This window comes from Funiculus sociatus GB2-C1 (assembly GCF_039962115.1).
Lineage (GTDB): Bacteria > Cyanobacteriota > Cyanobacteriia > Cyanobacteriales > FACHB-T130 > Funiculus > Funiculus sociatus.
In genome coordinates this window covers 21600-43501 of sequence record NZ_JAMPKJ010000042.1, presented here as the reverse complement: position 1 = coordinate 43501, position 21902 = coordinate 21600, and the positions used below count along the sequence as shown (strand labels likewise).

Sequence of the window (21902 nt, the reverse complement as noted above, 5' to 3'; positions counted from 1 at the left end):
TAAGGGGGCTGGGGATTAGGCTTTATCTCTCATTCACGTTATCTGAAATCCACTGTAAATAAGGTTGAGAACCAGCCAAAATTGGGAGAGCAATAATTTCTGGTACTTCGTAAGAGTGCAATTCTCGAATCTTAGCTTCTAGGGTGGAAAAGTGCGCCAAATCTGTTTTAATTACCAGCTGCCACTCTTGTTCTGAGTTCACTTTTCCTTGCCAGGTGTAGATGGAATGCACTGGCATCAAGCTAACACAAGCAGCAAGACGAGATTGTACTAAATTTTGGGCTATCTTTTCTGCTTCTTCCTGCGAAGATGCCGTTACTAATACTACACCGTAGCCAGTTGTAGCAAAATCCTTATCCATAATCTGCAATTTATGATTAGTTCGTGTAGGGACGCAACACCGTCGTGTCCCTACGTCGTCAAGCTTTTATCCAACCATTTGTTCCACTGCTTCTTCAAACGCTGTCATAGCGAAAACGTTTGCTGAATAGACGGAGTTTAGTGTTTCTGATGGCAGTATAGCGCCGCTAAGTTTGGCACCTTCCAGGTTTGCTCCTACCAGTTTTGCTTCACTGAGATTTGCATCGCTAAAGTCTGCTTTACTGAGAATCGTCCAGCTTAAATCTGCTCCCTCTAAACAAGCGTTTACCAAGTTAGCGCTCCTTAAGTCTGCTCCTTTGAGGTTAACTCCGCGCAGCATCGCTTCACTCAAATCAGCTGCTACCAAGTTGGAGCCTTCCAGGTTAGCGCCAGTCAGTTTGGCATCGCTGAGGTTGACTCCCTCTAAATCAACTCCACCCAAGTCTAATCCCTTCAAAAAAGCTCTACTTAAGTTAACGCTATTTAAAGATGCGCCATACAACTTCGCGCCAGTGAGTCTCGCTTCGGTTAAGTTTGCCCAGTTCAGGTTAACACCGCTTAAGTTTGATTCCCGCAAATTTATCCGTTGCAGATTCGCACCGCTCAAGTTTGCTCCCCATAGATTAGCTTCCCGCAGATTGGCGGCGCACAGATTTGCCCCACTGAGTTTAGCTCCAGGCAGTTTTGACTTCACTAGAAACGCCCCGCTAAGGTTAGCTTTTGTTAAATCTGCATCTACCAGTTTGCCTTCACTGAGTTTGACAAAGTTCAGCTCCGCCCAATTTAGGGAAGCCTTTGTCAGGTCTGACTTAGTTAAAAAAGCGCGACTAAGCTTGGCTCCTATCAGGTTAGCGCCTGTGAGATTTACCCCGATTAAAGTAACTCCCCGCAGGTCTGCTCCGCTGAGGTCTACACCTGCAAAGTCTCTGTGTCCTGCTTCGTAAAGCCTGAGTAGGTGGCTCACTTCCATAGCGCCGCTCTCCCTGCTAATAAGGTTATATAAACTGTTTAAGAGACTAGAAATACCAGCTTTCATTGGCTCAATAGCCGCCTTTGTTTGTTGCTACCTTAATAGCTACAACTGCTTTTTCATCAAGCTTTACTCGTTGCTCAGTTAAGTCTTAATAATTATTTTACTCTCAGTGACTCCCTGCTTTATAAGGGTTAGTTGCATCACTTTACAAATATTTTCTTTAAGAAAGTTTAAAATATTAATAGTTTAAGTTAATTTACTAATATAAATTGATGGCTCTAATTATTTTCAGTAAAAATACGGTAGTCAGTTAGGCTATAAGCGGTTCTAAATTTATTAATTAACTGCTTAATATGGGTTTTTGAGGGCTAGAATCAAAAATCCCACCGAATCTATATGCAGCCATTTTTAATTGCCAGTCTGCAAGATTAATGCTCCAGAGGTGCGTAAGCGGCGACCAAAGTTAGCTGACAACAAGCCAATGTAAGCGTCTTGCGTAGGCAAGACGCTTACATTGAGCAGGTACAAACATTGGCTACCAGGCTGGCAGAAGCGTTAGAGAGCAGCAACCATGTTGGAGAACGTGCCAGCTTTTCATAACTGCCCCTTACAAAGAGTAAACTTGACCATCAATCAGCAAGCGGGTAATTCCCTTAGCTTGCAATTGCGAACAAGTTTTCTGAAGCATCTTGCCATCTGGAACCTTAATCACTCGTTGAGTGCGGTTGGAAAACCGTCTAGCCACCCGGTGATTGTCGAAAACTGGCAGCGTTCTCTGCTGAAACTCCTGGGGAGGAATTTGTCCCAGATCGCTGAACTCTTTGAGAGGACGAGAGATTAACTCTGCCGCACGGTCAACGACTAAATAGCAAATTTTGGGAAGCACCGCGTTGGACAGGGGTAAAACTTGAACTCCTTCGCGGTTTTCACCGCGTAACATTCCTCTTTGATGCCCAATTTTTGGCGTTGGCGGATCATCGTCCCAATCCTCGTCTTCGAGGTCTTCTAAATCTGCATCCTCGTCGTCGTCCTCGTCGTCCTCATCATCCTCATCGTTGTCTAAAGCTCTCAGGTCTTCTAAGAGCATCTCTTCTATAACGCTGGCTTCGACTTCGGCAGCGTAATTATCATCATCCAGCCGTTCGGCACCACCTGTCTGTGCTGAATCAACTGCCACCTCGAACAGTGGCTCGGACGATGTCCCAAGAAGCTCTGAGGAAGGAAGTTTTTCTTCATCCTCCGTAGTGTCTATTGTCTCTAGCGAAGATTCCACTGACGAGCGCCTGCGACGTCGCCGTTCGGAGTTAAAGATTTCCGCAGAGGGTTCTTCACTTTTTTCGGTTTGTGCAAAGGTTTCTGGCAACGTCTCTTGTGGTTCGTCTTCCTCAGAGGCTGTTGGTTCCGAAACGCTGCTATGGCTACGAGTAGCCCGCTTTTGCTGGATCAGACCTTCATATTCCTTCTCGGACAGACGATTTTTTAGGAGGCGGCTAATTGTCGAGTTACTGACATCATAACGAGTAGCCAGGGTTGAGGTTGTCTCTCCTGGCTGTCGATATAGGTTAAGGATTTCGCGTTTATCTGATTCTGAGAGTTTTCTCACACTCATGCCACTTTTTAAGCACGTTTGCGTCCGCTGCGGCGAGAACGACTGGAGGTGTCAAATTCTAGGGCAGCACCGATGGCAAAAAGCACACCGCTGAAAACCCAGAACACTTCCAATAGTCCGCCACTTTGGTATTCATCGCCAATGTAAGTATCGGCGTATTTAAGCCACATATCGGCAACATAGTAGGAAAAAGCTGCTCCTGCAATCATCCTCCAAGATTGGGAAAAGCGTCCCCCCCAAAAGGCTAACAATACGGTTGCAGCAATAATCAACAGGAAGATATCGATAACTACGTAGAAGATGTTTAAAAATCCCGCCAATGGTTCTAGTAGTTTTTCGACGGATAGAACCCAGGCTGGGGGCGGTGCTGGCTCAGCAGTAGCAGCTAGAACCCCTGTAGCAGAGGTTTTACCTTGTGCTAATTTAGCGGTTTTGACTGCTGGTGCTTTGGTAGCAGGGTAGGCCGTGGGTGTACCGTAGGCATTCGCTTTCTTGGCTAAATTCCCATTAGCCACTTGCGTTGAAGAAGTAGGTAGTGAGTCAACTGAAACTGCTGTTGACTGCTTGGGGGGGGCAAAGGAAAGCCAGAGTGCCAAGGCAATACCGACGAATGCGATCGCGCCCACAACTGCCCACTGCCAAATTTCTAGATTCAATCGTCTTGAGATTACCGCTAAAATCATGCCCCAGCCAAGAAACAGATAGGCAGGCACAAAAAACAAATCCCCAGGCGACACAATTGGTTCTTGATGTAAAACCAATTCCCAATAGCAAAACAACAAGTTTCCCAGGAAATAGCACAACATTCCCATACCGAATCCCAGCCAGACGTTACGCCCGCTGACAATCTGAGGAGAGCGCCAGTTTCTAAAACACAGCACTGCTGCGCCTAGATAAGCCACTTCTTCAAAAATGTAAGTTCCAATCGTGTACCACAGTGGACGATCTTCCCCTGGCGCTGAAATGCTAAACAGCAGAAAATACAGCAGTGCTAGTACCGCCCAGGCAATTCCAGCGATCACAATGGTTTGAACACCCAGTATGGATTGCCAAGTAGATGAATTTTCCGATGACTTTTCCAAAGAGCTGCTCATAAGTCCTCAAAAAAAAAAGGATGCACGCTTTTGTTTCGATGGCAAATACCATTTAAATGAATAATCGCCTAAAAAATCTCATCTCAGGAAGCGTAAGTGTCTCCTCTGGCAATGCTTTTCTCCGGTACATTACCTTAAACATTTTTCTTTAGCGCCACAGCTTACCAAGGGGAGATTGATTCAACCACTCAATAAACTGATTCAGCTCCCCTGGTTGCATATCTTGTAATGTATCCTTTACTCCCTGAGAAAAGTTCGTATTGCCAAAATACTCCTTACCCAGGCGATGAAGTTCTTGCAACAGAGTTATCAGATGATGTTCTTCCCAAGCGGGAATCTGAAGGCTAGTCAGCGGGTCCATCGTTAGCAAGTTTTTCACCGCTTGCGGCGAATCCGCTCCCGGAAAATGCCACTGCCGGAAGACATCAGTAAGGTCTTTCTGAAATAATCCAGCTTGCCTATTTCCTAAGAGGTCTTCAATGTCTATGTAAACCGCCTGGAGTAGCAACAGGCAGGCTTGCGTTATAGGGGTAATTTTGAGATCGCTACCAGCATCAGTTGCTAGTTGCTCTAAGCGAATTTTGCCCCAAATACTATACCGATCTGGCTCTTCCAGCAAAACGCAGGCTTTGCCACGGTTATCGGTGAGGTCGCGCCAAAAGGCTCTGGCTTCTTCTGCTTGATTGGCAGCAAAGACACTTAGCAAGCGAAATGTCTGCCCCTGATAATTGAGAATTGGGATCTGTTGCTCCCGCTTGGGGTGCTGAATGCTTGAGATTTCAACATCCTGCCGTTTCAGAATAAACATGACACTGGCAAATGACTCCTGACATAGCCGGGGGTGCTGTGTCCCTTATAGGCGATCGCCGCGCAACGATCAAGGGCTACAGAGCGCTGGTAATGGTTTAGAATCCGGCAACGCTGCCTTGTGAGTCTGCTCGAAGAGCGATCGCCTTGACTAATACACTATCGTATCCAAGCATCTCTCGTATAATGGTTTCTAGTCTACATTGCTCTTATAGCTCAAAAGAGCCTCCTTACTTTATAAACCTTTGAAATTCCGGCTTGCTTTACGGCACTCAGCACAGATACAATTTTATATACTAAGATAGGAATTCTGTGGGTGCGTAACTCAGGTGGATAGAGTAGCTGCCTTCTAAGCAGCCTGCCGCAGGTTCGAGTCCTGCCGTACCCGTTGTAAATAATATCCCTCAAGCCCCGACTATACCTAAAAAACCAATATAGACATGCAGAAGTCACAAGTGGGGCTTCTGGATGTCTATTACTTTCAAAAACTAAAACCTTTATACCGTTTCTCCGTTAGGTGAATGATGAAATATAATATGTGGCGTTACTGGCGTTCCGGCCACCTTAGTAAGGAGATGGAATTACCTTGTCCTTACAGAAAGGAGATGGAATTACCTTGTCCTTACAGATGTATAGCATCCAACCCTTGAATTGCTATACAGTCTATATTTTCTATTTTTAAAAGCCCGTGACGAGGATTGAACTCGTGACCTCACCCTTACCAAGGGTGTGCTCTACCACTGAGCCACACGGGCGAAAAAGGCAAAAGGCAAAATAAAATTTTTACTTTTTCCATTTTACCTGAATTGTGGTGGGCCGAGCTGGATTTGAACCAGCGTAGGCGTAGCCAGTGGATTTACAGTCCACCCCCATTAACCACTCGGGCATCGACCCATTTCGATCCACGATTAATAATCGTAGCACAGCTTTTTAGAAATTGGAAAGGGTTTTGGGCAAATTTGTTCTCCGATGTTGGGAATTGCACTTCTCCCAATCAGCCTCCACCGAAGCGCGGGATATTTCTCACAGTTATCGCCCGACTCGGAAAATCACTTTCATCATAAATCTCTCCCACCAACTCCTCCAGAATATCTTCCAGGGTGATCAGCCCCACCGTGCCACCATACTCATCCACCACAATCACAATGTGCAGGCGCTGTTGCAACATCTCCTTGAGCAGATTCGCAACTCGCTTGGTGTCTGGCACATACACAGGCGGGTCCATCGCCTCTGTCACCAGTCCATTGTCAATCCCTTCTTTTCGCAATTGATTGAGCTGCTGGAGCGCCCGCTTCAGGTGAACAATTCCCACAATTTGATCCTTAGACTCCTCCTGCACAGGGATGCGGGAATATCCCGTCTCCAAACAAAGATTTACAAATTCCTGCAAAGTTGCCTCATGGGAGATAGTCCGCATCTCAATCCGGGGCTTGACGAGATCGTGGGCGCTGAGACTATCTAGCATCAGGGCTTTATTCAGCAGCTGGTGTTTATCCAAATCCAGTTTGCCCTTACCGCCCAAAATTTCAATCATCAGTTGGAGGTCTTTTAATGACTCTCCCTCCTGAACAGCACCTCTCTGAAACAGGCGAATCACACTCTGGGCAATAGTTTCAAACAGATAAATGATGGGTGCTAAAGCAATTGAAAGCAAGTATATCGGGCGAATGGAAAACTTAAAAACTGCCATCACATTGTTAACAGCCAGAGATTTCGGTGTAACTTCGCCAAAAATTAACACCAGAAAAGTGACAACAGCTGTGGCAATTCCTATACCCGCATTACCCAGCCAAAGGGCAAATAAATTACTGGTCAAAATCGCTGAAAAATTATTGACCAGGTTGTTGCCGACAAGGAGGGTAGTAATAAATCGAGCGCGGTTCTCTAGTACCAGTGAGAACATCCGGCTTAGGTCGCTCTGCTCTTTCATCAGCGCCCTGAGCTTAAGATTGTCCAGCGCCGTCAGAGCGGTTTCGGAACCGGAGAAAAAAGCCGAAAACAAAAGCATCAATCCCAAAACTGCGATATCGAGCCAAACACTTCCTAAAAGCGGACCGATATCAGAAGCAACCAGAATGTATGACCCAACAGGTAAAAAAATCACGGGAAGATAAAAAAGGCAAAAGACAAAAGCGCACCAAAGAAAGGGTGTAGAGACGATGAGCGCTCTCGCGATCGCGCCTTCCCGAAATCTTGGAGCAATATAGGCAAAAGGAAAAAGAAAAATTTTTAACTTTTACCTTTTAGCTTTTGCCTTTTAACTTTACATTAGCTCACCAGTTTCTTGTAGTGAGTGCAAGCGGCGGTAAATTCCTTGACTGCGTAGTAGTTCCGCATGGCTACCGACTTCTACAATTTGTCCTTGGTCGAGAACGACGATTTTATCTGCCTCTCGGACAGTGCTTAATCGGTGAGCGATGATGATTGTGGTGCGGGTACCAAGGATGCTACGCATGGCAAGCTGAATTGAGCGCTCAGATTCGTAGTCGAGGCTGGAAGTCGCCTCGTCAAAGATCAAAACGTCAGGTTCCACCAGGAGCGCCCTGGCAATGCCTAAGCGCTGTCTCTGCCCCCCAGAAAGCCGCATTCCCCGCTCCCCAACAACGGTGTAGTAACCTTGCGGCAAATGCTCGATTACTTCGTCTACTCTGGCAATGCGACAGGCTTCCTGCACTTGCTCAAAGGTGGCTTTGGGGTTCCCGTAAGTGAGATTATCTAGCAAGGTGCCGTTGAAGATGTCTACTTCTTGGTGGACAATGGCTAACCGCCGCCGATAGCTGCTGACATCCAGGGTACGAATGTCTTGCCCATCCATTAAAATGCTTCCCTGTGTAGGTTCAAAGTACCGGAACAGCAGTTTAACTAAGGTAGATTTTCCCGATCCTGAACGACCTACTAGAGCTACAGTTTGATACGGTTCAATCAGTAGATTGATGTTTTGTAAAACTGGGCGGCTGGTGTCGTAGCCAAAAGTTAGATGGGAAAATTCGATTTTTCCGGTGAATTGATAGGATGTGGCAATCGCAGATGAATCTATGACCAAATCGCCAGCATCTGCTCCAGACGGATGCTGCATAAATTCGTGAAACCGAAGCATTGAGGCATAGCGACGCGCGAAAATCTCGGCTATGTTGGCGATTGGTTCCAACTCTGCATAAGCCATGCTGGAAATAGTTAAAGTCGTCACGAAGTGACCAAGTGAAATCTGTCCTTTTAGTGCAGAGTCGAGAGTCAAGCCTAGCACCATCAAAACACAAAATTGAATGATAGTCTTTTGCCAAGTGGCGAGTTTGATGTAACCGAGGTGAATGCGGTAATCAACTACTTTAAACTCGCGGTTTAAGCGTTGTCGTTGCCGTTTTATTTCTATGCCTTCAGTAGCAAATGCTTTGACTGTTTTGATGTTGGTGACGATTTCCGAGGTGCGGCTTTGGGTATTTTCCATGTATTTATCTAGCTGTCGTTCTTGTTGCATCAAGTGCTTTAAACCTCTGAGGCTGAAGCTGAGGATAAACAGGAACGAAACTAGAAATATTAAAGCAATGCGCCACTCGATTAGCCAGATAATTCCAAATATACCCAGGACTCGGAATAGCTTGGGAATAAACTGTCCGGCAATTTCTGGGTAAGTCCAGGTGTGGTTTTCTAGCCCTTTAGCAACTCGTCCGGCAATACGTCCGGGGTTGTTTTCTTCATAAAATTCTAGGGGCAGAGTGAGAATTTTTTCTAGAGTTTTTTGGGCTTGATCTCGACGCGATCGCAAAGCTATATCCCAATGAAACCACCAGCTTGTCCAAGTCTGAACCGGCGCTCTAACTACGGTAACAAGGAAGATTAAACCCATCAGTGCCGATAGGGAAAAGAACTGATTTGCTGGTAAATTGGTAATATCGGCTGCGAATGCGATCGCATTTTGCAATGCTTTATCTAGCGGTTGATTGGACAGCACATTAAGAATCTGTCCGATGGCGTAAGGAACCGCTAGATCGATGATTTCAAAAATACTGGCTGCGGCAATACTAAAGCACGCGATCACCCAATATTTTCGGTAATAACCAAGAATATCCCGAATGCTTGCCATAATTCTTTAGTTGTGAAAAATTTCCACGGAAAAATCCAGAGTTAAGCTCACAAAAGCGACTCTGAAAAACTAATTAAAAGTTTTTTGGGTTAAATATCGAAGTTACGCGATGTGCAAATCTAAAGATTACTTTCCTATTAAAAAGGGAGATATGCCTCCCCGGAACCCCTTTTTAAAAGGGGGCTAAGAAAAATTCTATCTTCCTAATCTTCCTTAAATAAGGAGGACAAGAAAGAATAAATTGCACGTCACAAGAATTTTATCCCTAAAACAGGGATGATTACAGGAACGTTGAATAACCCGAAGGCTTGAATTTATGGCTTTATCAGCATCGGTAGTATCCTCACCTTGAAGATTACACGGCGTAGGCTGATTGAAGCGCCCACCAAATGAGGAAAGCAATACCGCCCAAAACCACCACAGATGAGATAGCGATCGCTGTTGGGCTATCAGCTCCCTTAAACTTCATAATTCCACGATTCAAGTCTGACATAGCGCGGCGATCCTCCTTCTCTCGAAGATTAGCAAATATTTGTAAAGTTTATCGTGTCCATCACTAGGTTAGCGGGTGATACGGCGCTCGTCTATCACCCAAATGGGTCATAAATGGGTTGCTATTGAGAAGTTTAAGCAAGCTGTGCAATTAAACCCTAATTATGTAGAAGCTGAAGATAATCTCAAAAAAGCGCAGCAACAGCTCAAAAAGCAGAGATAAACTTATATTTTGCACCTCTAGAGTCTACAAAACATCACTCTAGCCCGCGTACCATCCGGGCTTTGTTTATGTAGCCACGACTTCAGTCGTTGGGCATATTAATAAGAGCCTTTGTCGTTGAGGGGGATTATCCGTGAAAATTGCGCTGATTATTTTAGCAGTTGTTGTGGGGTTGGTAGTGGCAGTAGAAGTGGGATTGCGGCTGCTGTTTGGTTTTGGTAATCCCTTAGTTTACGTTGCCGATGAGCAGATTGGTTATTTATTAGCACCGAATCAGCGGACTCGCAGGTTTGGCAACCGGATAGAAATTAATCAATATTCGATGCGAAGCCCAGAAATAACCGAAACTCGCCCAGAGTCTAGCATGCGGGTGCTGTTGTTGGGAGATTCCATCGCTAATGGTGGCTGGTGGACGGATCAAACCAATACGCTTTCCGCAATGCTGACTAAGCTGTTGGAATCATCTATCGATAGTAATACTTTTAAACAGGTGGAAGTTCTCAACGCTTCAGCGAATTCCTGGTGTCCGCGCAATGAATTAGCTTACATCAAGCGATTTGGTACGTTTGACGCTCAGATAATTGTATTACTGATTAATACCGACGATTTATTCGGTACGGCTCCAACTTCAGTACCAGTAGGGCGCGATCGCTTCTACCCCAGCCAGAAACCGCCGCTTGGGATAGTAGAAGCCTTCAGCCGCTACTTATTGCCATACAAGCCGCCCTCAGAGATGGCACAGGTGAACGCAGAATCAGGTGATCGCGTCGGATTTAATCTAGAAGCAATCCGAGAAATTAAGACAATAGCAGATCAAAAAGGTGCCAGCTTAATGCTTGCGATGACACCTCTAAAGCGAGAAATCGGCGAACCTGGCCCCCGCGATTATGAATTGGAAGCAAGAAAGCGCCTGATTGACTTGACAAAGGCGCAAAATATTGCCTACCTAGATTTTCTACCAATTTTCAACTCAAAACAGCAGCCAGAAACCCTCTACCGAGATCATATACACCTCAGCATCGAAGGAAATCAGCTGGTGAATCAAGAAATTGGGCGAGCGTTGCCAATTAAAAATTAAAAATAGGGATTACTCAATTTTTAATTTTTAATTTGGCATTTTTAATTGTCTCAATAGGAAATCGCCACACTTGGAGAACTCAAACAACGACTCTCCCAGTCCGGTTCCTGCCAAACCTGACCATCGAGAGCCAACTGATCAATTAAACTTGCCAAACGCAGAGCCTTAAGCGCCTGTTCGCCACCTACGGAAGGTTGTTTACCACCCCGCACACAACTAACAAAATGCTCTAACTCCGCGTGCAGTGGCTCAATATTACTGGTATAAACCTTCTCAATTAACCCATCCTGCCGATAAAGCACCTGCCCATATTCCGTCATATAATTAGCGGTTGTTTGCCGATGAATCAGAATTTCATTATTGAGAAAATCTGCCTCAGTGAGGGAATTTTTGCAATGGGCAGCAATCCGGCGAATTTTGCGGTGTGTCACCTTACTGGCTGTTAACGTAGCCACAATACCATTAGCAAAGCCAAGGGTCGCAGTTACATAATCTAAATAACCAGAATCAGAAGCACGACTACCACTAGCTGTCAACTTAACCACTGGCGCAGCTGCCAGTTCCAGTAAAAGATCGATGTCATGGATCATCAAATCCAAAACCACAGAGACATCGTTAGCCCTTTGAGAATAGGGACTCATGCGATGAGCCTCTAGAGCCAGCAATTCTTCTGTTTTCAGCACTTTGCTGAGTTCTTGAAAAGCCGGGTTAAAACGCTCAATGTGTCCCACTTGTAGAATACAGTGAGAATCGGCTGCCGCATTTACCAGAGATTCAGCCTCGGCAATATTGGCAGCAATTGGCTTTTCAATCAAGACATGAATCCCTGCTTGCAGACAGGTCATTCCCACATCGTGATGCAGCCTTGTGGGAACAGCAATGCAAACGGCATCTACATATGGGATTAAGTCGTGATAATCTTCAAAAAAGCGGACGCGATATTTACTTGCAGTGTCCAAACCCCGCTCAACATTAATATCTGCCACACCAATCAGTTCAACGTCTTTAAGGAGACTTAGAACGCGGGTGTGATGCTGCCCCATATTGCCAACTCCAATTACGCCAATGCGGATTGGTTGCGGCTGGTTGCGCTGTAAATGAGCCTCTGGGTATCTTCCTGATATGCTATCTTGCACTCCTGTATGCTCCTCCACCACCTGTATATAGGTCAATTAGCAATAGTTACTTGCCTGAGACGATCCAGATGGTACCATAGTGCCTTCATTTGTGAAGAATTTCAAAGCTCTGTCTAAATTCATAAACTATAAGTCAGATTTTAACTTCTCTTCCATTGTGTTGAGGTTTGTAAATTTGATGCAGGCGGATGTGTCACTTTTTTTCCCGTCCATTTGGGGAGGAGTCGGTTCCTGGGACAGGCCAGAGAGTCTGTCAAGATTCGGTAGGGTAGGCTTTCCGGTCTGTGATTAGTTGTCGGTTGTCAGTTGAAACTGACAAGATTAACAACAGCAAGAAAATATGTTGACGGGGAATTTATAAGTGAAAGCGGTTGTTTTGTTGTCTGGGGGGTTGGACTCCTCGACGGTTTTGTACCAGGCAAAGGCTGAGGGCTGCGAGTTGTACTCTCTGGCGTTTGATTACCAGCAGCGACATCAGCGCGAGTTAGAGTCAAGCCGAGCGATCGCTCGTTTAGCTGGTGTGGTAGAACATCAGGTAGTGACCTTTGATTTGCGTCTATGGGGCGGCTCTGCGCTCACAGACAGCGCCATTGAGGTGCCAGAAGGGCGATCGCTTGATGAAATGAATCAAAGTATCCCCGTCACCTATGTACCTGCTCGGAACACTATCTTTTTGAGCTTTGCTCTGGCTTATGCAGAAACCATTCAAGCCCAGCGAGTTTATATTGGTGTAAACGCTTTAGATTATTCCGGTTATCCAGATTGCCGTCCCGACTATATCCAGGCGATGCAAGAAGTATTTCGGCTGGGAACAAAACAGGGACGAGAGGGAGAGCCAGTTACTATCATCACGCCCCTGATAAACCTCAAGAAAACGGAAATCATCCAGCTTGGAAATCAGCTGGGCGTACCTTGGGAGCAAACTTGGTCTTGCTATGTTGGTGGCGAGGTTGCTTGTGGTGTTTGCGATTCTTGCCGATTGCGTCTGGCTGCTTTTGCCGAATTGGGGCTAGAAGATCCGCTTCCCTATGGGGTGAGGAGTTCCCAGACGCAATAACCGCAAGCTTTCTAGAAGATTTCTTGCTCCTCTACTCCCCTAATTTCTTTCTCCTGTAGCTGTTTACTAGCATGATTCCCATCTTCCTCTGGTTTCTCTGGCTCCTGCCGATGAATGCGAATTTGGTGCAGGCGTGGTCCCTCGGCAGAAACTACTGTTAGCTCAAGGTTGTCATAATGCAGAGTTTCGCCTTGGAGAGGAATTTTTTGATATTGGTAGAGCAGGAAGCCGCCTAAAGTTTGATATTCATCAATTAAGGGAAAGTTCAGATCCAGAAGTTCGTTGACTTCTTCTAAGTTCATCTGTGCTTGCACCAGAAAAGTTTGCTCATCAAGAATTTGCACAGTTAACTCTTCTGTATTTTCAGAGTTTGGCTCGGAGCCGATGATTTGAGCAATCAAATCTTCAATTGTCACTAATCCAGCGGTACCACCAAATTCATCTACAACGATGACCATTGCTAGGTGACTTCGCTGCATCACTGGTAATAGTTCGCTCAAAGGCTGACCTTCTTGCACAAATCGGGCGGGACGAATCCAAGGCTGAATCGATGTATCCAGCTTCAGTTGACCTTTTGCTAAGGGTTCTGCTAACTCTTTGAAGTAAATAATGCCCCGAATATCGTCGAGGGATTCGCCAGTTACGGGATAGCGGGAGTGACCGGAGGTGGCAATTTCATCCAGCAGTGTTTGGAAGGTGGCATCATAGGGAATGGCTTCAATGCTGGTACGAGGAACCATCACTTCTTCTGCCAAGACTTCCCCAAATTCAAACACGTTTTTGAGGAGTTCTCGCGCCTCGGCTTCTAAACCAGTAGACTCGCGCTCGGTGGTGATAATCATTTGCAATTCTTCTGGCGTGACGCGAGTATACCAGCCTTGACCAGTGTACTGAATGCCGACCAGCCGCAAGAGCAAGCGAGTTGATTGGTTGAGAATCCAGATGAATGGGTTGAAGAAACGCGCGATCGCTCTTATTGGCAGTCCCAAAAATCTCGCCAGCTGTTCCGAGTAAAGCAGTGCTACGGATTTCGGAGACAACTCGCCTAAAACAATTTGCAGATAGGCGATGAGAAAGAAGGCGACTGGCAAAGAACAAGAATGCGCGATCGCCCGGTTTACTTCCTGTGACAGCGGCAAATGGGCGATCGCCCCCGACACTAAAACTGCCATCGTACTCTCGCCAATCCAGCCCAATGCCAAACTAGAGAGTGTGATACCCAGCTGAGTAGTAGATAACAGCTTTTCTATAGTGCGTTGCAGATTTTGGACGGTTCGCGCTTGGACATCCCCAGCTTCGACTAACTGGTTAATACGCGATCGCCGCACCGAAACCATCGAAAACTCAGCTGTGACAAAAAAACCATTGATTGCAATCAGCAGTAGCACCGATAACAATCTCAGCAGAATGTCTTGCCCGGTGAGTTGAGGAAAAACATTTACCTGCAAAATCACCAAAACGGGAGTAACCATCCGTAACGAGGGTATTAGGTATTGGGCAAGTGAGGCAGAATTAAAAATCCCAAATTAAAAGTTAAAAAGAAATTTTTAATTTTTAATTTCTTACTGCACCACGGGAATCCCAGACATTTTCAGCTGGAGTTTTTGATCGGGATAATCTGTCAGAGTCAGAGAAAGCTGCTTGGCATCTTCCAGTAAAGCCGAGGGAATACTCACTGTCCCAGAAAAGTTTTCCCCATTTGCAGGCAACTCACCTGGCAATCCTTCAGTCACAGCGCTCAAGGCACGACCCTGATCGTCCGTCACGTTCAAGAAACTATAGAGAAACCTCACAGCAGACCCAGACTCATTCTTTAAGCTTACATTCAGCAACAAAGAACCGGACTGTTGACGCGCCCCGCGCACCTCCAGCTTAACGCCCTTGTCCTGACTTGTAATCGGGAACTCCGGCTGGTTAGTTTGGGACTCAGGAGTCTTAGTCTCGGTAGTAGGTTCGCGATCGCTCTTTACTTCCTCTTCCTTTTTTTCAGTCTTAGCGTTTTTGCCTTTCCCATTAACTTGTGAGTAGACATTATTCAGGATATCTGCCTCTCGCAACATTGCCGCTCCTTCCTTGCCCAGAGTTGCCCGCTTGCTACCAGCCAGTTTATTGGTAGGACGCACATCCGGCTGCGTCACTCCTTTTAGGGCTTCATGCCCCACAGTAAACCCCCAGATCGCACTCACAAAGCCAGCGCCTAACATCATGGCAAGCAAAACTAACGTGAGGGCGACAGTTGCATTCAGTTTCATTGGTTGTTCAAGCTATAAAAATTGCCACAACAGCGACTTACTGCTATACATAGCTTCTAACTTACAGCAGTGGAACCTATGATAGCGAATCTGTCAATGCCACGCCGATAATTTATCTCATTTTTAGCAAACAGCGCTTATAATTTTATATCAGGAATAATAGTCTTTATTGGCGAACGAGTAGACGCAAACACTGTATCTGTAATACAATGGCACTCGAAGCCGGGTAAATCTCAGCAGATTAGCTAGTTTACTAGGCTTGTCCTAAAACAACATCGAGTATGTATCTTTGACTGATTCCTGAGGCAACAGAGTAATACTCGACACTTAGACGTTTACTTTACGGCAGTTGGCCGAGCGGTTTAGGCAACGAACTCATAATTCGTGTTAGGCAGGTTCAACTCCTGCACTGCCGATTAAAAATTTATATACCCTTGTCTAGCTTCCAATGGCAGTTGGGACACAATACGGCTATATTACTCCGTTGGTTTACCTAAGAAACTAAGGCGGTCAATACAAAGCTGCCCAGAGGTTTTACCCTGCTTATTATATCTGCCAACCCACAGACAGTTATTTGTTGCTCCAGCTTTCTAGCATCTTCTCTGACTCGGCAATATTTACTGATTTTATTGGTTAGACAAATCACATCACAAAGCTCTTTATTTTTAAGCTATAAATTCGCTTTGGGTACATTTAATAAAAATAGTCCTGAGTCTCTAAAATACTCAGGACTATTTTTATACCTTTACCGTTTTTAACGAAAAGGCTGTCTTTCAAACACAAATTCACTACCTGTTACCCTAGTGCCACTAACATTGACGTTGACAGTGGGGCTTTGCAAAATCGAAGTATTGAAGGGATTAGGTAAATCTGGAGTGCGAATTATTGGATCGCTAGAAACCTGTTGTTCAAGCAGTTCTCGGTAAAGAATACCAATTCTCTGAGCATCGCGAACGATTTCGAGATCGGGATAAGATGCTCGATCTATACCCCCAACTCCAAATATGAGGTTGAATTGCCTGCGGGTGCTATTATTTTCAAAAAAAGTTTGAGAGTCTTCAAAAAAGGCTCGCTCCACAACATCTGGAATGCCAAGGGTGAAAGGGCTGACAGGTACTCCTACTGGACTGATAGTGGCTCTTTGTGCGATCGCGCTCTCGGCAATTACACTCGAAGCGGCAGCGAGAACCAACACACCGATTAAATTAGTAAAGCGCATTCCCATATCATTCCTCCACCACTTTTATTCAATCATACCTAGTCTTTAAGTTTAAGATAATTGATGGTCAAATTTTCATAGTTCCACTACTTCTGTGTCCAAGTGATGAGCAACGAAATCCTCCCTCAGACTGATTTAACTTTTTTACCTGCTACTGCCGATTTAACGACGCTGCGCCAGTATCTGCTGGATTTATTTTGCCGTCTAGCTTATAAAGAGGGGGATTTTGTTCTATCTTCCGGACAGCGCAGTTCTTACTACATTAACGGCAAGCAGGTGACACTGCACCCAGAAGGAGCATTGGCAATTGGTCGTATCTTATTATCGCTGCTGCCAATGGATACTCAGGCAGTTGCGGGCTTGACATTGGGAGCCGATCCGATTGTGACAGCAGTAAGCGTAGTTTCCGCCTATGAGAGGCGAAGTTTGCCTGCTCTGATTATCCGCAAAGAGGCCAAGGGACACGGTACAAAAGCATACATTGAAGGGCCGGATCTTCCCGCAGGTGTGAAAGTCGTAGTTTTAGAAGATGTGGTTACGACTGGACAATCTGCCCTAAAAGCAGTTGAGCGTCTGCGAGATGCGGGTTACAGTGTAGACGAAGTAATTTCTCTAGTAGATAGACAACAAGGCGGTGCCGAGTTATACCAGTCTGAAGGACTGAAATTTCAGGCTGTGTTTACAATTCAGGATCTTCAACAGCAATATTCTCAAATCAAATAACGTTTTTAAAACGCAAAGGTACGCAAAATAATTATCGCTCTGCGTACCTTTGCGTTTTAAATAACTAGCTTTGCGTCACGGGTTCTTTTGCCAAAAACTTCTCCAGTTCTGTCAAAGCATCGGCATCAACCTTAGTCTGCATCGGGCAGAATTTGGGGCCACACATCGAGCAGAATTCAGCAGTTTTGTAAATATCTGCTGGCAAAGTTTCGTCGTGATATTCTTTCGCGCGTTCTGGGTCGAGGGATAATTCAAACTGGCGGTTCCAGTCGAAGTTATAACGAGCCTGGGAGAGTTCGTCATCTCTGTCTCGCGCCCCCGGACGATGCCGTGCAATATCGGCAGCGTGAGCCGCAATCTTGTAGGCAATCAAGCCGTTACGCACGTCTTCGGCATTCGGCAGTCCTAAGTGTTCTTTGGGTGTCACGTAGCACAGCATTGCCGTACCGTACCAGCCAGCCATCGCCGCACCAATGGCAGAGGTAATGTGGTCATAACCGGGTGCAATGTCTGTCACCAATGGCCCCAGCACGTAGAAAGGCGCTTCTGAACACTCTTCCATCTGCTTTTTGACATTAAACTTGATTTGATCCATCGGGACGTGTCCCGGCCCTTCTACCATCACCTGCACGTTGTGTTCCCAAGCTTTGCGAGTCAATTGTCCCAGTGTCTTGAGTTCAGCCAACTGCGCGGCATCTGAGGCATCATGCTGACAACCGGGACGGAGGGAATCTCCTAGGCTGAAAGAGACATCGTATTTTTTGAAGATTTCAATGATGTCTTGGAAGTGGGTATAAAGCGGGTTTTGCTTGTGGTGGTGCAGCATCCACCGTGCCAGAATGCCGCCGCCGCGTGAGACAATTCCCGTGATGCGATCGCGCACTAAAGGCAAATGCTCAATTAAAATTCCGGCGTGGATGGTTTGATAATCGACACCTTGCTGGGCGTGTTTCTCGATGACATGGAGAAAGTCATCGGGGGTAAGCTTTTCAATTGTGCCGTGGACGCTTTCTAAAGCTTGGTACACAGGAACAGTTCCAATTGGCACAGGTGAGGCGTTGATAATTGCCGTGCGAATCTGATCCAAGTTACCGCCGCCTGTGGACAAGTCCATTACGGTATCGGCACCATATTTCACTGCCAGCTTCAGCTTATCGACTTCTTCATCCAGATTGGAAGAGTTGGGGGAGGCTCCGATATTGGCATTCACCTTACACTTAGAGGCGATACCAATAGCCATCGGTTCTAGGTTGGTGTGGTTGATGTTGGCGGGGATAATCATTCGTCCCCGCGCCACTTCGTCCCGAATTAGCTCAATTGGGAGATTTTCCCGCTGTGCCACATACTGCATTTCTTCAGTAATGACACCCTGACGAGCATAGTGCATTTGAGTGACATTGCTCTGCCCGTGACGCTTGGCAACCCATTCTGTCCGCATATTGATTTCCTCTATTAACAGCTTCCCTCCGCTGGTATTACCCAGTCTCAGGTTCTAAGGGACTATCTCAGCCTGGTTGTTTCAGGCACCCCTAGCTATGGTTGTTGATTGTACCACCTAGGTCTGGTGAAGACTCTTTGGTTGCAAAAACTTGATGTTTTGTATCACTCTGTGAGGTGGCAGATGTCTTGGCTTGAAGGAAATAGCTGGGAAACTTTGACTGGTGTCATAATAGACATCAATATCTGGATTGATTGCGCTGGGTTGTCTAGAAAACAATCTTGCTTTTTCAAAATGAGTTTATGTAACAACGAAGATAGAAAAAATTGCTACTTATCAATTAAGAGTTTTACATATAACTTCACTTTTGATTAAATTTTCCCAGCATATATTTATATGCAATTAATAATAATCCAAAAACTTACATATTGCAATCTAATATAATTAGATTATGCTTAAATAAAAACAAGTATAAATGATTTAAAGATTAAACATGGAAGCGTATATCAATCATACTTATTTCTGCCCTTTCCAAATAATTCGTAAAGACGAGACCCCCAATTCCTTTAAGAAGTAGGGGATCTGAAGGAATAGATAACAACTCGAATAGGATTGCTATATTTCGATATCTGAGAACCAGTAATATGAAAAAAAGTCCTTTAAGATACCCTGGAGGAAAATCCAGGGTTTTTGAAAAAATAATATATCATATTCCTCTAGATATTGAGGAATTTAGAGAACCATTTGTTGGAGGTGGTTCGGTTTTTTTAGGGTTTAAGCAAACGCATCACCGTTTTTCGATACGTTACTGGATAAATGATTTTAATTATGACTTATACTGCTTTTGGAAAAATGCTAAAGACAAAATTGAAGAATTAGTAGATACAATTATGCAGTTACGCCAAAAGTATGCGAATGGTAGAGATTTATACGCTTATTTTACAGATCAAACCAATGTCTACACTGAATTTGATAGGGCGGTTCGCTTTTTCATCATGAATCGTATTACTTTTTCTGGAGTAGTTGACTCAGGAGGCTATTCTCAAAAAGCTTTTGAACAAAGGTTTACTGAATCTTCTATTGAAAGGCTGAGACAAATTTCTCCCCAGTTATCAGAAGTTAAGGTAACGCATGGGGATTATGAAAATTTGTTGTTTGAAGATGGAGGAAATGTCTTTTTATTTTTCGATCCCCCATACTGGAAAGCGACAAAATCGAAGCTATATGGAGTGAAAGGAGACTTACATACTTCATTCGATCATGAACGATTTGCAGCTAATCTACAAAAATGCAACTACAGGTGGTTGATTACATACGATGACTCACCAAAAATTAGGGATCTATTCAGCTTTGCTAAGATAACCGAGTGGGAGTTACAGTATGGAATGAATAATTACAAAAAAGATTTTGCAGCTAAAGGGAAGGAATTATTTATAAAAAATTATTAGTTATTTGTGTTTAGGTTGAGAGCTTAGAAAACTGTATTATCAAGTGAATATACTAATAAACAATAGATGATATGAAGCCGCTAAGGATGCAAGCGGTAAACCGTATAAATAGTTAGAAAAAAAGAACCAAGCTACAACAAGTTTAAGCGATCGCGTTTCGGTGAGGTGTGGGGTGTGAGAGCGATCGCGCCATGCTAATCAACAGCTTCTATAGCGGTTGTTACACCAGTAAGGTACGCCCAAATTCAGTATTATCAAGCTTTCAAGTTTTGAGAATGTACCTCACATAACCGAGAAGTACTATAAAATATTTACAATGGTTATGAAGCATTTATTTCAAAAAAAGTAATTAACTTACCAATTTATGACACAAGAGCAACAAACTCTACTTGAAGACAACTTAGAAGATGATTCGGACGAGATCATCCCTTTCAAATATTCCATAAATAGCTATGGGGCAGATTATCCTGTTGACGGCTTAGTTAAACGCCTGAAAAACGAGAGCATATATATTCCCTCATTTCAACGTGGTTATGTGTGGAAACTCAATGAAGCTTCTCGCTTTATAGAGTCACTCTTGCTTGGTTTACCAGTTCCTGGGATCTTCCTGGCAAAAGAACAAGAAACTCAGAAGCTGCTGGTAATCGATGGGCAGCAGAGATTGCGTACCCTCCAATACTTTTACGATGGTATATTCAAACCAACTGAGCGAGAATTTGCCCTAAAAGGTGTACAGCAGCAATTTGAAGGGTCTACATACAAATCGCTTGCCGATGAAGACCGACGCCGATTGGATGACTCTATTTTACACGCGACAATTGTCAAACAGGATGAGCCTTCTGATGATGACAGCAGCATCTACTATATTTTTGAAAGGCTAAATACAGGTGGAACTCTCTTAAAACCCCAAGAAATTCGTTCTTGTATTTATCACGGTGAGTTTAACGCTCTGCTTCATCAGCTAAACGAAAATCGCTTTTGGAGAGCTATATTTGGTTCCGTTGATAAAAACATGAGAGATCAGGAACTTATACTCCGATTCTTAGCACTTTACTTCAATGATCAAGAATATCAACTGCCCATGAAGGGATTTCTCAATAAATTTATGGGCAAAAATCAACACTTGGATACAGACTTAAAAGAAAAGTTCAGCCAAGCCTTTGAAAAGACTATTCAAGTCGTTTATGAAAGTATTGGTGAAGAAGCATTTAAACCTGTAAAAAGAATGAATGCAGCTGTTTTTGACGCAGTAATGATTGGGATTGCCAGAAATTTAAAACAACGCTCCATTAAAAATTATCAATCTTTAAAAGAAAAGTATAAAATTCTATTGAGCAATGAAGGTTTTATAAGTGTGTCTGTGAAGGCTGCTAATACCTCACATGAAAGGAATGTTAGGCAAAGAATCCATTTGGCGACAGAAGCTTTTGCTAACGTAGAATGAAAAATATTGAGGTGAAACGTGAGCGACAGCGCATTGATGACCTATTTACAAAAATTTCCTCACTACCAGATGATATTGAGCTTAAATCTCATTGGGCAAGATACTTGTGTATTCGCGTTTCAGGATTCTTAGAAAATTCAGTGCGTGCCATATACAGTCAATATGCCAAAAAAAAGGCAGTTCCCTATGTGGCAAACTTTGTTGAACGTAAATTGGAGGATTTTCAAAACCCTAAGATGGAGAAGATTCTTCAGTTAACAGGATTATTTAGTCCAGAATGGGAATCTGAGCTTAGGAAAGTTACTGAAGGTGAACTAAAGGATGCTGTTGACAGCATCGTTTCAAACAGGCACAACATTGCACACGGTCGGGATGTTGGAATAACTTATGTCAGGGTAAAAGAATACTATAATAAGGCGCTCAAAGTAATTGATCTTATTGAAAATCAATGCAATGTTGAGTAAGCAT

General features: G+C 44.4%; 20 protein-coding genes, 4 tRNA genes and 1 riboswitch. Of the genes, 9 read left to right on the top strand and 15 right to left on the bottom strand.

What is annotated here, in order from left to right:
- Window positions 1-22: 22 nt before the first annotated feature.
- The 5 genes from cutA to NDI42_RS18625 all read right to left on the bottom strand — a co-directional run bounded on the left by cutA (window position 23) and on the right by NDI42_RS18625 (window position 4844).
- Window positions 23-361 (bottom strand): divalent-cation tolerance protein CutA, encoded by a 339-nt coding sequence (cutA, locus tag NDI42_RS18645; RefSeq protein ID WP_190451096.1) that lies wholly within the window; start codon window positions 359-361, stop codon window positions 23-25.
- A 66-nt stretch (window positions 362-427) separates the two neighbouring features.
- Window positions 428-1330: a pentapeptide repeat-containing protein gene (locus tag NDI42_RS18640; protein ID WP_190451095.1), complete on the bottom strand. Its 903-nt coding sequence runs from the start codon at window positions 1328-1330 to the stop codon at window positions 428-430.
- A gap of 610 nt (window positions 1331-1940) precedes the next feature.
- Window positions 1941-2942, bottom strand: coding sequence for a helix-turn-helix domain-containing protein (locus NDI42_RS18635; protein ID WP_190451094.1), 1002 nt, complete (start codon window positions 2940-2942; stop codon window positions 1941-1943).
- Between the two features lie 8 nt (window positions 2943-2950).
- Window positions 2951-4036 carry a hypothetical protein gene (locus tag NDI42_RS18630; protein WP_190451093.1) on the bottom strand — a complete coding sequence of 362 codons (1086 nt, stop codon included), beginning with the start codon at window positions 4034-4036 and terminating at the stop codon, window positions 2951-2953.
- A 148-nt stretch (window positions 4037-4184) separates the two neighbouring features.
- The gene (locus NDI42_RS18625) at window positions 4185-4844 is read right to left on the bottom strand and encodes an Npun_F0813 family protein (RefSeq protein ID WP_190424318.1); all 660 of its coding nucleotides are present in this window, start codon (window positions 4842-4844) and stop codon (window positions 4185-4187) included.
- Between the two features lie 313 nt (window positions 4845-5157).
- Here NDI42_RS18625 and NDI42_RS18620 point away from each other — a divergent pair.
- Window positions 5158-5231, top strand: a tRNA-Arg gene (locus tag NDI42_RS18620).
- A 295-nt stretch (window positions 5232-5526) separates the two neighbouring features.
- Here NDI42_RS18620 and NDI42_RS18615 read toward each other — a convergent pair.
- From NDI42_RS18615 to NDI42_RS18595, 5 genes are all read right to left on the bottom strand, one after another.
- Window positions 5527-5598: transfer RNA gene (locus NDI42_RS18615), tRNA-Thr, on the bottom strand.
- A 54-nt stretch (window positions 5599-5652) separates the two neighbouring features.
- Window positions 5653-5737: transfer RNA gene (locus tag NDI42_RS18610), tRNA-Tyr, on the bottom strand.
- A gap of 100 nt (window positions 5738-5837) precedes the next feature.
- The gene (locus NDI42_RS18605) at window positions 5838-6947 is read right to left on the bottom strand and encodes a hemolysin family protein (RefSeq protein WP_348231453.1); all 1110 of its coding nucleotides are present in this window, start codon (window positions 6945-6947) and stop codon (window positions 5838-5840) included.
- Window positions 6948-7106: 159 nt separating this feature from the next.
- Window positions 7107-8924 carry an ABC transporter ATP-binding protein gene (locus NDI42_RS18600; RefSeq protein WP_190451091.1) on the bottom strand — a complete coding sequence of 606 codons (1818 nt, stop codon included), beginning with the start codon at window positions 8922-8924 and terminating at the stop codon, window positions 7107-7109.
- 355 nt (window positions 8925-9279) lie between these two features.
- Window positions 9280-9417, bottom strand: coding sequence for a hypothetical protein (locus NDI42_RS18595; RefSeq protein WP_190424314.1), 138 nt, complete (start codon window positions 9415-9417; stop codon window positions 9280-9282).
- A 75-nt stretch (window positions 9418-9492) separates the two neighbouring features.
- On the opposite strand from NDI42_RS18595, the gene NDI42_RS18590 reads away from it, so the two are divergent.
- Window positions 9493-9639: a tetratricopeptide repeat protein gene (locus NDI42_RS18590; protein WP_348231452.1), complete on the top strand. Its 147-nt coding sequence runs from the start codon at window positions 9493-9495 to the stop codon at window positions 9637-9639.
- Window positions 9640-9772: 133 nt separating this feature from the next.
- Window positions 9773-10717, top strand: coding sequence for a GDSL-type esterase/lipase family protein (locus NDI42_RS18585; protein ID WP_190451090.1), 945 nt, complete (start codon window positions 9773-9775; stop codon window positions 10715-10717).
- A 50-nt stretch (window positions 10718-10767) separates the two neighbouring features.
- Here the strand turns inward: NDI42_RS18585 and NDI42_RS18580 are convergent, their stop codons facing one another.
- Window positions 10768-11853 (bottom strand): Gfo/Idh/MocA family oxidoreductase, encoded by a 1086-nt coding sequence (locus NDI42_RS18580; protein ID WP_431191370.1) that lies wholly within the window; start codon window positions 11851-11853, stop codon window positions 10768-10770.
- A gap of 361 nt (window positions 11854-12214) precedes the next feature.
- Between NDI42_RS18580 and queC the strand changes: the two genes are divergently transcribed.
- Entirely contained in the window at window positions 12215-12910 is a 696-nt protein-coding gene (queC, locus tag NDI42_RS18575) for a 7-cyano-7-deazaguanine synthase QueC (protein WP_190451088.1), read from the top strand.
- A gap of 11 nt (window positions 12911-12921) precedes the next feature.
- Here queC and NDI42_RS18570 read toward each other — a convergent pair whose 3' ends face one another.
- Both NDI42_RS18570 and NDI42_RS18565 read right to left on the bottom strand, forming a co-directional pair.
- A complete protein-coding gene (locus tag NDI42_RS18570) occupies window positions 12922-14382 on the bottom strand; it encodes a hemolysin family protein (protein WP_190451085.1) in 1461 nt (486 codons plus the stop codon).
- A gap of 90 nt (window positions 14383-14472) precedes the next feature.
- Window positions 14473-15162: a hypothetical protein gene (locus tag NDI42_RS18565; protein ID WP_190451084.1), complete on the bottom strand. Its 690-nt coding sequence runs from the start codon at window positions 15160-15162 to the stop codon at window positions 14473-14475.
- 343 nt (window positions 15163-15505) lie between these two features.
- Between NDI42_RS18565 and NDI42_RS18560 the strand changes: the two genes are divergently transcribed.
- A tRNA-Ile gene (locus tag NDI42_RS18560) sits at window positions 15506-15578 on the top strand.
- 338 nt (window positions 15579-15916) lie between these two features.
- Here the strand turns inward: NDI42_RS18560 and NDI42_RS18555 are convergent.
- Window positions 15917-16387 (bottom strand): hypothetical protein, encoded by a 471-nt coding sequence (locus tag NDI42_RS18555; RefSeq protein WP_348231451.1) that lies wholly within the window; start codon window positions 16385-16387, stop codon window positions 15917-15919.
- 99 nt (window positions 16388-16486) lie between these two features.
- Between NDI42_RS18555 and pyrE the strand changes: the two genes are divergently transcribed.
- Entirely contained in the window at window positions 16487-17104 is a 618-nt protein-coding gene (pyrE, locus tag NDI42_RS18550; RefSeq protein ID WP_190451081.1) for an orotate phosphoribosyltransferase, read from the top strand.
- A 64-nt stretch (window positions 17105-17168) separates the two neighbouring features.
- Here pyrE and thiC read toward each other — a convergent pair whose 3' ends face one another.
- Window positions 17169-18542 (bottom strand): phosphomethylpyrimidine synthase, encoded by a 1374-nt coding sequence (gene thiC / locus NDI42_RS18545; RefSeq protein WP_190451079.1) that lies wholly within the window; start codon window positions 18540-18542, stop codon window positions 17169-17171.
- A 6-nt stretch (window positions 18543-18548) separates the two neighbouring features.
- Window positions 18549-18645, bottom strand: a riboswitch (TPP riboswitch).
- A gap of 541 nt (window positions 18646-19186) precedes the next feature.
- Between thiC and NDI42_RS18540 the strand changes: the two genes are divergently transcribed.
- The 3 genes from NDI42_RS18540 (at window position 19187) to NDI42_RS18530 (ending at window position 21898) form a co-directional block, all read left to right on the top strand.
- Entirely contained in the window at window positions 19187-19990 is an 804-nt protein-coding gene (locus NDI42_RS18540) for a DNA adenine methylase (protein ID WP_190451077.1), read from the top strand.
- Between the two features lie 364 nt (window positions 19991-20354).
- Window positions 20355-21434, top strand: a complete 1080-nt coding sequence (locus NDI42_RS18535) for a DUF262 domain-containing protein (RefSeq protein ID WP_190451075.1) — start codon at window positions 20355-20357, stop codon at window positions 21432-21434.
- Window positions 21431-21898: a HEPN domain-containing protein gene (locus tag NDI42_RS18530; RefSeq protein WP_190451073.1), complete on the top strand. Its 468-nt coding sequence runs from the start codon at window positions 21431-21433 to the stop codon at window positions 21896-21898. The genes NDI42_RS18535 and NDI42_RS18530 overlap by 4 nt, the downstream gene beginning before the upstream one ends.
- Window positions 21899-21902 lie beyond the last annotated feature (4 nt).